Consider the following 10,764-nt stretch of genomic DNA (forward strand, 5'->3'; position numbering starts at 1 on the left):
ACAAACTAGGCATAAATGAGCCACATTCGCACCAACCACAAATCCACCAATAGCCAGATTACTTGGGTTTGAAAAACTGCAGACCATTAAGCAAGCTTAGCTTGCCTATATGTCTACAAACACCTGTTTCACCTGCAATAAGCAAGGTAAGCTTGCCTATTTTAGGACCACTCATCCCTAATCGAGTCTTGTGCCACGAATAAGCACGATCCATGGTCCTATCACACGAAATGGCGCGACTTCAAGAGAAATAAGCACTTTCAGCTGTCCTATTTGCTCCACTCTCCTTTAATCGTCTAGCCACGGATGTTCTCGCCACAAAGCACCAAATTTCCTTGCCGATCCCAGCTGCATTCCTGTATACTTTGGCTGTATCAAGCACCCTAGTCCTACGCCAGCCATGGAAAGGAAGCGACCCTGATGTCCTATGTTCAAAATATCCGATTGAACGAAATCTCGCTTTATTTTGCCTATCAGCGTACAACCATCGGACATGAACAATTCAAGGGCACCTTCCATGCCCACCAAGGTGTTGAAATCCTCATCGTTCACGAGGGACACGGAACACTGATCGTTGACCAGAAGAGCTATGAAATGACCTCCGGTATGCTCTGTGTATTTCAGCCGTATCAGCTGCATCATATTCAGATGGATCCTGAGACTCCTTTCGTGCGCTCCATTGTTCAATTCGAGCCCGCTTTATACGAGTCTTATTTCAGCCATTGGCCGCGGTTGCTGGCCTTTTTCAAACATATACACACCAACAAGCTGACAGATCCATGCCTGTATGAACTTAGTGAGCTAGACCAATTTCATGCGCTTTTTCAAAGCTTAGAAGCGAAGCTGCCCTCGCTCAACAAAAAAGACGAGTTAGAGGAGTACTCCCTCTTTCTCGTCGCTTTTTTCCGCAGTATTATGCCGCTGTGGGAGCAGCGCGAGGGTCAGATTCGCACGGGCCCCACGCGTAAGACCCATCAAGCCGAGCGCATCCTCAGTTGGTTGGAGGAGCACTACACCGAGCCGCTGCGTTTGGAATTGATGTCCGCTGAGCTGCATCTGTCTCCCTACCACCTGTCCCATCTGTTTACGGAGTGCACGGGCACCAGCATTTCCGACTATGTGACGGCCAGACGACTGAAGCAAGCGGTGCTGCTGCTCACGTCAACAGATCAGACTGTGGCTCGCATTGGCGAGGCCATTGGTGTGACGAATTGCTCCTACTTTTGCAAAATGTTCAAAAGCCAGATCGGCGTAACGCCGCACCAATATCGCAAGCAATTTCAAAAGCAGCAGCTTGCCGCCAGCCTTATTGCGACGCAGTGATGATCATCGCATCGCGCTGCGCAATCAGGCACAGCTCGGCTGCTTTAAAGGTATGCTCCTGAGTCATCGCTACTTCCGTACGATGTAAACAATCCAAAATCAGTTGTCCAAAGTAAGGGAAACCGACCTGGTCATTCACAGCGAAATGCTGCTCGCCATCCTTGTTCACGAGGTACACATGATTACTCGTCTGCTCTCTGGCGATGTCGACATATTTGCGAAGCTCAATGTAACCGTCGCTCCCAAGAATCGTCAGGCGGCCATCACCCCATGTGCTTAAACCATCAGGCGTCATCCAGTCCACTCGGAAATAGCCCGTAGCCCCATTGTCCCCGACCAACGTCGCATCCCCGAAATCCTCAAAATTCGGATACTGCGGGTAGTTGTAGTTCGCAACTTTACTGTGGACCACTTTCGCATCTTTGGCTCCTGTAAAATACAAGAACTGCTCAATCTGATGACTCCCAATGTCGCATAGAATCCCGCCGAATTGTTCCTTCTCAAAAAACCAGTCAGGTCTGCTCTTCATATTCATGCGATGCGGCCCAAGTCCGATAACCTGATGAACGCGACCGATCGCGCCCTGTTCAATCAATTGTCCCGCATAGATGGCGCTTTCGACATGCAGCCGCTCACTGTAATAAACCGCATATTTCTGCCCCGTTTTCGCTACCTTCGCCCGTGCTGCTTCCAATTGTTCAAGCGTCGTGAACGGTGCTTTATCCGTAAAATAATCCTTACCGCTATCCATCACACGCAGCCCTAGAGGACCGCGATCACAAGGAATTGCCGCAGCCGCAACTAGCTTCACTTCGGTATCCCCTAGAATCTCCTCCAGCGAGCTTGCGACCCGAACACCCGGGTATGTGCTCAGGAACTTATCTACTTTTACCGGATCCGGATCATACACCCACTTCAATTCTCCGCCCGCTTCCCGCAGACCATTGCACATCCCATAAATATGCCCGTGATCCAACGCTGCCGCCGCAAAAACAAACTCACCCGGTTCACAAACCTTTTTAAAACTCCCTTGTGGTGCGTAATTCATGCCATCGCTCTTTTGCATCGTACTTAGTCTCCCGACTCAGGTTTATTTAAATGTACTTCCCGTTGTAATCGTCTGTGGTGCGAAATTCTCGATCGACGTATTCTTCTCGTAAAAATGGGTCGCCTTCGCCTGCACACCGCTTCTCGTATAGAATGCATCCTCCGCATCTAGCGGGAATTTCACAAGCTCGCCTGTACTCGCGGATTTGTAAATGCCCGTGATCAGCTCCAGCGTTTGACGACCGCTAATCCCATCAATGAGCACGGGTGCGCCAGTTTCAATGGCCGTTAACACATTGTCGATTTGCCCGACATGCCCTTCATAGATCACTTCTGGCAGCGTATTATAAAAAGCTTGCAGCTCCTCCTCCAGCGCCGTGTTCGGCTCTGGAAAACCATTCGACGTCGAGGTCGACGCCTTCACTTTCCATGGCGCAGAGGCACGCGCTTTCGCACCTTGGAAAATCAATTGCTGCTCCTCGCCATGGTGAACGACCGAGCTCGTAATTTGCCCTAGCGAACCGTTCGCATAGCGCAGCATACCGATCGAAAGATCTTCAACCTCCGCGTTATCATGCGATACATTGCTCATGAACGCTTGCACTTCCGTCGGGCTGCCCATCATCCAGAGCAGGGCGTCGATATGATGCACCGCATGATTCAGCGTTGGCCCGCCGCCTTCCTTTTCCCACGTGCCCCGCCACCAGAGGTCATAGTAGCAATGGCCACGCCACCAGAAAGAATCGACCTGCACGTGAACGATTTTGCCCATCAGTCCGCTGTCGAGTACGGATTTCATTTTCATCATCGGCGTTTTGAAACGGTTCTGCGCGACCACAGAGAGAAGCTTGCCTGTCCGCTGCGCAGCCGCATTCATCAAATCGCATTCTTCGAGCGAGGAAGCCATCGGCTTCTCCACCATGACATGCGAGCCTGCCTCAAGAAATTCGACCGTCAGCGAAGCATGCGTATACGGCGGCGTACAGATCGAAACGAGATCAATATCCGCTTGCAGCAGTTCCTTGTATTCCTTTACTGCACGCGCATCTTTCAGTTGAAATTGATCAATGCGTTCCTGCGCTTTATCCTCATAAATATCACTGATCGCTACAATCGTACAGCGCTCTGGAAATTGTAAATACGCTTCAATATGCGCCCTCGAGATGGCGCCAGCACCAATAATTGCTACCTTCAGCATCCACTTCATCTCCCTGCTCGTTGTTGCTCCAAGCATATCAAGAATACGTTTTCAAATGTGACGCTATCTTGTGCAGAAATACCGCTACTTTGCGGTTTCCTCTGAAAGACTTCTGGAGGAGAATCTATTTATAGCCACTATCCCTTTCGCTCAGACTTTCGCTGGTTATTCCCGAACTGAGGCAACGGGATAGTGGCGACAAGAAAGAAGCATCCATATGCACTAGTCCTGCCCAGCACAAAGAGCCCTTGCCTCCGCAAGGACTCTTTCACTACTTCCGGTAATCACCGGATTTGGAGGAAATTAAAATTGAAAATAAATAAAAGTGCTTTGTTCATGCTTATATAAGAGGATCAAGAGAACGACAAAAAGCGTATAAACCGCGCCTCTTACGGGTGTAGGGAACCATCGATGCCATCGCATTGAAATGTCTTTCATGTGTTTCAGAAGCAAATGCTCGATCACATGTAGAATGACCATGAACAAAATAACTATCCAAAAATGCTTCACCCAAGCTGGGAAGATGAAAGCTTCCGGGAATGTCAGCATCCTTTTCATTAAGGCTAAGGCATAAGTCAAACTTTCTACGCGGAACAATACCCACCCCAAGCAAGTTAATGCAAAAAAACCGATCATATTAGCCAACCTATACCACCAGTAATTGTCGCGATTTTTCAGACCCAGCTTATTGAGTACCGTTGACCAGAGCTTATGCCCGATTAACAAGCCTCCCTGATACATCCCCCAAGCGACGAAAGTCCATTTACTGCCATGCCACAACCCCGATAGGGTCATAGCGACGAATAGGCTTGCATATTGGCGGAACTTTCCGTGACGTGATCCACCAAGTGCAATATAAATATAGTCTTTGATCCAACTCGATAAGGTAATATGCCATCTTCGCCAGAATTCTGTCGCATTTCCGCTCAAATACGGTGTAAGGAAATTCACAGCTAAATTGAGCCCAAACAAATAGCCAATCCCAACAGCCATATCACTATAGCCAGAGAAGTCAAAGTAAATTTGAAATGCGTAGAGGACAGCCGCCGTCCATCCCTCAGCACCGTTCAGCCATTCTGGATGAGCAAAAAAACTATCACAATAGGGAGCCAGATTATCCGATATAAAGACCTTCTTAATGAGCCCAAGGCTAATTAGGAAAACACCCATCCTCATATTTCCAATGTGAAAACGGATCGTGTCGATCTTTTTTATTTGCGGGAAAAACTCGGCGCCCCTCATGATCGGTCCTGCAATCATATGAGCAAAGAACATGATAAACATCCAAAAACGGAAGATGGATTTCTCAGGCTCAATTTTCCCTTTGTACACATCGACGACATACGCAATAAGTTCAAACGTATAGAAGGAAATCCCTAAAGGAAGCGCCAAACTTAGCCATTTCGCATCGTGGGGAACAATCGTTAGGGATAGAAAACGCTCGACTGATTTGAAAATAAAAGCCGTGTATTTAAAGAAAATAAGGTTAAGGAGCGATACACTAATGCCAAGCCAAAGCAATGGTTTCTTATTACTTGCCTTCATGCATCTAGCACAAATAAAGACAATCGTCGATACAACGCCAAAAAGAAGTAAATACTTTACGCCCACAATCGCATAGAAAAGGACATTAGCCACCGTTAATAGGGAGAGACGCGCCTTCGGTACTGCATAGAACAAGATCATAGTTACGATAAGCAGGAAAGCAAACTCCGGTGTATTAAACATCATGATTTGTGCCGCTCCTCTGATTTGTAAGCATCCCATACCAAGCGTCCAAGCTCCTTATACCCTTCCGCTATGAGATGCGTATGATCTGTAAATAAGTGATCAGGGATACTTCCCTCGAGGTTGAGAAATGGGATAGGCAGCGAACTTAAATAATCGTTGATCTTTCTCGCGTTTTCTTGATATCCTGGCTTTTCTATCAAAGGTTTCATCAAACTATGATTCGTCCCCGTCATCACAAGCAGGGTATCCTTCATCTTCTGATGCGCGATTATTTTATTAATAAAATAGATGTCCACATTCTGCTCTGTTAGATCCATGGGAGCATCCGAGAATGCTTTTTGAATTTCGGGTTGTTCCAATTCATCTTTTGTATCCTTTTCATACCAAGGTATTGATGGACCGAGCTCGTCACTCGCAACTACACCTCCGGTTTTACGCACCCATTCGTTGTTTACGCTTTCATTCAAGTAATCTTTATAGGCGTATAAATTAAAATAAGGCATAAGCACATTTTCTAGTTCATTTTTAAATTTCGCATAAGGTTTTATGGCAGGTTTGTCAGTCGCCTCCAGCGGTAGTGATCGTTGATAGGCTTCTAGATCCAACGAGTGAAGGTCATCCAACCACCAAAACAAAGCAGACTCATAACTGTAACGTGGAACGAAGCTAGCATAGCGCACATTAAAAATAAGATGATCCGTAGAGATACCGTACTGATCTAATTTAAGTAACATAGCGTAGATATCGCCAGTTTGAGACGCAGGTAACGATAAATTATAGATAGGCTGCGACTTCCCTCCATCTAGCTCTCTTTCAATAACTGCATTAAACGTATCTTCTGATTTGCCAGGACTGCCATAGAAAACCGAATCTCCTAAGATAATTACATAATCTTTTAGCTTTTTTTCCTGAATATCTTTTTTTATTTTATCCAGCGCCACATTGAGATCATGATGACTATTAAGAATCAGATTGTAAGACAATCGATCATGATAAACCTCTTTAACGGGAACTAAATACGGAGTAATTATATGAAGAATAACCAAAAATAAGATCATTACAATGATCGGAGCAGGAATTCTCTTGGTCGTTTCCCTTAGTAGAATGATGAATCCTCCTTCTCAAATGACTCATATCAAGACTGACCTAATAATAACCTATAAGTTTCTTCTATTTCAATAATTTGTATGATCATCCCATTGAAAAAAGCCAACTCTATTGAGCTGGCTTAGGATCTAGCTTACGATTCTATGTTATGAATCTATCTTTGCATGCCATCCTGCGAATCCATCAATCCATATTTCATTTTGATCCGCTCCAATTTCTCAATCATCGGTCCCGAGATCACGAAGAGAAAGAACACTGTCGCGATTGCATGTACCAGATCAAACCAGAAGCCTGATGCATAAGTCGCTAGCAAGGCTGCCCATGAAAAGCTTGGTGTCACCATCAACAGTGAGCCTAGGTTTATAATGCCGCCATAGATCACTAGAGTGGCTAATCCGCCGAAAACGCACAAGGAAAGCTTCGTTTTCTTAAGCAGTCCTTTCTTGAATAAGATGCCCGCCACGAAGCCAATGAGGCCAAAACAGAACATCTGCCACGGCGTCCACGGCCCTTGACCGAAGAAGAAATTGGACACGAAGCCTGCGGTCGCGCCAACGAGAAAGCCCGCTTCAGCGCCAAAGCACACGCCGGCAATAATCACAATCGCCACGACCGGCTTGAACTGCGGCAGCATGAAGAAGGCGCCACGCCCTGCTACCGCAATCGCGGCCAATACAGCAATCACGATTAACTCCCTCGCCTGTGGCTTGCGATTCTCAAACACCATCACAAACGGAATCATCGTATATAACACGATCAGCAAGCTAATAAAGTAATATTTACGGTCATCCAGCACGAAAATCCCAAGCATGATCGTGGCTGGAATCACGATGAGAATCAGCAGTGCGGCGAACATCGTTCGCCGACTCAAACGCTTGCTAGCTGCGCGCTTCTCTTGCATAGCTCCACCACACCTTCTATCGTCACTGCCTCCGGCCACAAGTGGCGCGCCATCCGATTCGCTGCGGTCGTGTAGAAGCTGTTGCCCGCGAAAAATGGTTGAGCCGGCTTCGACGTGATGATACTTCCATCGAAAAACATCGCACAATCCTCGCCATACTTGGCGCAAAATTCAATATCATGTGAGACCATGACGATCGTCACGCCCTCACTATGGAGCTTTCTGAGAAACGTGCCGAGCTTCTCTTTGAAAAAGCCATCCAGCCCCTTCGTCGGCTCGTCGAGCAGCAGGATTCTCGGCTCCAGTAGGAGTACTTTCGCCAGCGCTGCCCGCTGTTGTTCGCCTCCACTGAGATCATAGGGATGCATCGCAAGCAGCGGCGTAAGCTCAGCGAACTGAACCACGGCATCCACTTTGAGCCGTTTCTCTTCCTGCGTAAAAGGCGTATCTGAGAGCATTTCATACAGATCTAGCTCGACCGTTTTCTTCACGAACAAGGCAGCTGGGTTCTGAGGCAGCACGCCTAAGCGATTGACGAAAAGCTGCTTTGCACTCATTTTGGCGGGATTCTGGCCTCCAATCAGCACTTTGCCCCGATATGGCTGTAGGATACCGTTGATGAGGGATAGGGTAGTCGTTTTCCCTGTGCCATTGCCGCCGACTAGGCAGTAAAATTGGCCTTCTCGAACCTCGAAGGAAAGGTCTTTGATCGTATCGGCTCCATGCTTTTCATGCCGGAACCAGACATCTTTGAACTGAACCGCAAGGGGGCTTTGGCGGACAGCGATAGTAGTTTCTATTTTCAACTCGGGTGCAGCCGCTTTATCTGCCAAATAGCTGCTAAGCCATTGCCGCCCCTCTTTTACAGTAACGGGACAGCGCAACTCTCCCTTATCCACCCCTGCGTAAATCTGCATTGGCGTCGGCATGGAAGCGAACATCGGATGCCGGAGCTTGCGCAAAATCTCTCCTACCTTCGGTGGTGTATCGTCCGCAATAACGCGGCCTTGATCTAGCACAATCAGCCGATCCGTGATAGGCAGAACCTCCTCCAGCCGATGCTCCGTCATAATAATCGTCGTGCCGAGCTCCCGATTGATTTTGCTGATGGTCTCCAAGAAATCCGCAGCAGCAATCGGATCCAGCTGGGAGGTAGGCTCGTCCAGAATGAGCACCGAAGGATGCATCGCCATGATGGACGCCAAGTTCAGCAGCTGCTTCTGGCCGCCTGAAAGCTCTGTCACACTTTTGTGAAACCACGTCTGGATGCCGAAAAAGCTCGCCATTTCCGCCACACGCAACCGGATTGTCGACTGATCATAGCCTAGACTCTCCAGCCCAAAGGCCAGCTCGTGCCATACCTTATCCGTTACGATCTGGTTATCCGGACTTTGCAGCACAAATCCAATCTCCGATGCTTGAGTACGAGTGTCTACTTCTTTCAACGCATGCCCTTGAAAAAACACGTCCCCGCTACGCTGGCCATGCGGCGTAAGTACGCTCTTCAGATGGCGAAGCAGCGTGCTCTTCCCACAACCGGATTTGCCGCAAATGGTGATGAACTCACCGCTCCTAATCGTAAGCTGAATGGCGGATAATGCTTCTTTCTCCTGCATAGGAAAGGCAAAACTTAGATCCTTGATGTGGTAAACTTCCATTTGATTCCCTCCACAATCTGAATGCACACAGGCAGTAAGCACAGCGAGCCGTAAGCGATAAAGAAAGCCACACTACGTAGCGTGATGTCATGAACATGAATCGATGGGAAATAACGAATCGTATTCTCCCCCATCCAAGCGCCTGCGCCCACAACAAGAATGAGCCCAGCCATAATCATGCTAACCCATACATCCCTTCGATCGAATCGAAAAAGGGAGAAGCTTGTTCGGCCCGGCAACCCGTATCCTCTCGATTTCATCGAGTCAGCGGTTTCGATCGCATTTTCCAACGCCCACGTCGTCATTATTGAAAGAATCCGAATCCCGTTACGGGCCCGGTTCACAATATTCCCCTGCGAAGCGTCCCTCCCGATACAGCGCTGCGCATTCGAAATAGTCTTTAACTGCGTTAAATACCTCGGAACAAAACGAAGCACCATCGAGAGAATCAACGACAGCGCGGGCATGATTTTGCCGAACAAATAAATGAATTTATCCGAGGTCATTACTGCGTTATAGCAAGAAAACCACACAATAACCGTGATATACATACACGCGGCAGCCACTCCATACAGGATGGATTCGAGTGTGATCGGATTACCATTACGAAGATAGAACAGGATCGTCACACCTGCGTGACTGAAAACGGGGTTCATCACAGCCATCACGACGAGCAGCGGCATCAGATACAGCCCATTGAATTTGGCAGCCCTCTTTCCTTTTAGCAAAATGGAATACATCGTAGCACTAATGAGTGCTATTCCTTGAAAAATCGGGTGCATGAACACCATGCTGCCTACGATCATTGCCACGAAGTATACCAAATTAATAACCGGATGAAATGTGGAGAAGGAATCTCTCATTATTTTCGACCACCTGCCCCAGCCTGATCCCCGCCAATATCGCGCCCTAGATCACAAGTATAGACCCAGTCGATGACATCGCCATCTTTGAGCATATACCGACTCGCTCCATAATTAGGAAACCAGCCATTCACTTTATACATCCAGCCGCTGAGCTCGCCGCAGTCAAACTCATAAATATTATGAATCCCCTCGATATAATTGCTGTTATAAATCGGTGTCATGGAGAACTCCATGTGAATTTTGTTCTTCTTCATTTCTCTAAGCAGTACATCGAACACGGATTCTCCCTCGAAAAAGGTCACCTTCTGTGCTGGATAAATCACACCATCTGCTGGCAGAACCTCCAGCTTATCCTTATTAAAACTGCTCATATGAGTCAAAATGGTTTTGCAGGTCACGGATAACGTTGCGGTTAACGTTTTCTTTTTATTGACGGTGACATCCTGCCACTCGGTGGGCTTCGGTTTGCCATCAGGCACGGGCTCGGTTTGGAATTTATCCTTCGTTGGTGCTGGTGTTGGCTGCGCAGAAGGAGTCGCTGTTTCCATTGCAGGATTCGTAGTCGCAGTTAGCGTCGATACTGCCTGATCTGCATGCTTGCTTGTCTCTGTTGTTGGTGGCTTAGCCGTTTCTTGATTTGGCTTCGCTGACTCCGCTAACTGTGGGATGTCCTTCTGCTGATTGTTCTCCGATGGTGTTGGCGATGTTGCTGTTCCTTGCTCCTTAGCACCTTCCCGATCTGGTGTTACTGTCGATACTGCAGTAGGAATCGCCTGCGTTTCTCCCAGTCTTGCTGCTGAATCGCTAGTACTTCTCGGGCTATTTCCCCCCCAGAAGAAGGCCGCAGCCAACACCCCAATGATGCCAATAGCCACCAGCCACTTCTTGATTGACATGCGCTTCTTCACATCCTTAACTAACAAAGCAAGGGCA

Annotated in this window: 9 protein-coding genes; 1 reads left to right on the forward strand and 8 read right to left on the reverse strand. The window is 47.8% G+C overall.

Features of this window, described 5'->3' with window-relative positions; all coding sequences use genetic code 11:
• Positions 1-420 precede the first annotated feature (420 nt).
• Entirely contained in the window at positions 421-1,323 is a 903-nt protein-coding gene (locus tag A8709_RS12620) for an AraC family transcriptional regulator (protein ID WP_065852751.1), read from the forward strand.
• Here the strand turns inward: A8709_RS12620 and A8709_RS12625 are convergent.
• From A8709_RS12625 to A8709_RS12660, 8 genes are all read right to left on the reverse strand, one after another.
• The gene (locus tag A8709_RS12625; RefSeq protein WP_065852752.1) at positions 1,307-2,389 is read right to left on the reverse strand and encodes a Gfo/Idh/MocA family protein; all 1,083 of its coding nucleotides are present in this window, start codon (positions 2,387-2,389) and stop codon (positions 1,307-1,309) included. The genes A8709_RS12620 and A8709_RS12625 overlap by 17 nt on opposite strands.
• A gap of 24 nt (positions 2,390-2,413) precedes the next feature.
• Positions 2,414-3,568, reverse strand: a complete 1,155-nt coding sequence (locus A8709_RS12630; RefSeq protein ID WP_065852753.1) for a Gfo/Idh/MocA family protein — start codon at positions 3,566-3,568, stop codon at positions 2,414-2,416.
• A 303-nt stretch (positions 3,569-3,871) separates the two neighbouring features.
• Positions 3,872-5,299, reverse strand: coding sequence for an MBOAT family O-acyltransferase (locus tag A8709_RS12635; RefSeq protein WP_065852754.1), 1,428 nt, complete (start codon positions 5,297-5,299; stop codon positions 3,872-3,874).
• Positions 5,296-6,240 (reverse strand): hypothetical protein, encoded by a 945-nt coding sequence (locus tag A8709_RS12640; RefSeq protein ID WP_141692517.1) that lies wholly within the window; start codon positions 6,238-6,240, stop codon positions 5,296-5,298. The genes A8709_RS12635 and A8709_RS12640 overlap by 4 nt, the downstream gene beginning before the upstream one ends.
• A 320-nt stretch (positions 6,241-6,560) precedes the next feature.
• Complete coding sequence (locus tag A8709_RS12645; RefSeq protein WP_065852756.1) at positions 6,561-7,307, reverse strand: ECF transporter S component; 747 nt, start codon at positions 7,305-7,307, stop codon at positions 6,561-6,563.
• Complete coding sequence (locus A8709_RS12650) at positions 7,274-8,965, reverse strand: ABC transporter ATP-binding protein (RefSeq protein ID WP_065852757.1); 1,692 nt, start codon at positions 8,963-8,965, stop codon at positions 7,274-7,276. Before A8709_RS12650 ends, A8709_RS12645 begins: the two co-directional genes overlap by 34 nt.
• Complete coding sequence (locus A8709_RS12655) at positions 8,938-9,828, reverse strand: energy-coupling factor transporter transmembrane component T (RefSeq protein WP_065852758.1); 891 nt, start codon at positions 9,826-9,828, stop codon at positions 8,938-8,940. The genes A8709_RS12650 and A8709_RS12655 overlap by 28 nt, the downstream gene beginning before the upstream one ends.
• On the reverse strand, positions 9,828-10,727 hold the full coding sequence (locus A8709_RS12660; RefSeq protein WP_065852829.1) for a DUF4430 domain-containing protein: 900 nt from the start codon (positions 10,725-10,727) through the stop codon (positions 9,828-9,830). The genes A8709_RS12655 and A8709_RS12660 overlap by 1 nt, the downstream gene beginning before the upstream one ends.
• Positions 10,728-10,764 lie beyond the last annotated feature (37 nt).

Source organism: Paenibacillus pectinilyticus, assembly GCF_001700435.1.
Taxonomy (GTDB): domain Bacteria; phylum Bacillota; class Bacilli; order Paenibacillales; family NBRC-103111; genus Paenibacillus_E; species Paenibacillus_E pectinilyticus.

Excerpts from the sequence above, each read along its gene's own strand:
- A8709_RS12620 (WP_065852751.1), top strand. The coding sequence starts at position 421 with ATGTCCTATGTTCAAAATATCCGATTGAACGAAATCTCGCTTTATTTT.
- A8709_RS12625 (WP_065852752.1), bottom strand. The coding sequence starts at position 2,389 with ATGCAAAAGAGCGATGGCATGAATTACGCACCACAAGGGAGTTTTAAA.
- A8709_RS12630 (WP_065852753.1), bottom strand. The coding sequence starts at position 3,568 with ATGCTGAAGGTAGCAATTATTGGTGCTGGCGCCATCTCGAGGGCGCAT.
- A8709_RS12635 (WP_065852754.1), bottom strand. The coding sequence starts at position 5,299 with ATGATGTTTAATACACCGGAGTTTGCTTTCCTGCTTATCGTAACTATG.
- A8709_RS12645 (WP_065852756.1), bottom strand. The coding sequence starts at position 7,307 with ATGCAAGAGAAGCGCGCAGCTAGCAAGCGTTTGAGTCGGCGAACGATG.
- A8709_RS12650 (WP_065852757.1), bottom strand. The coding sequence starts at position 8,965 with ATGGAAGTTTACCACATCAAGGATCTAAGTTTTGCCTTTCCTATGCAG.
- A8709_RS12655 (WP_065852758.1), bottom strand. The coding sequence starts at position 9,828 with ATGAGAGATTCCTTCTCCACATTTCATCCGGTTATTAATTTGGTATAC.
- A8709_RS12660 (WP_065852829.1), bottom strand. The coding sequence starts at position 10,727 with ATGTCAATCAAGAAGTGGCTGGTGGCTATTGGCATCATTGGGGTGTTG.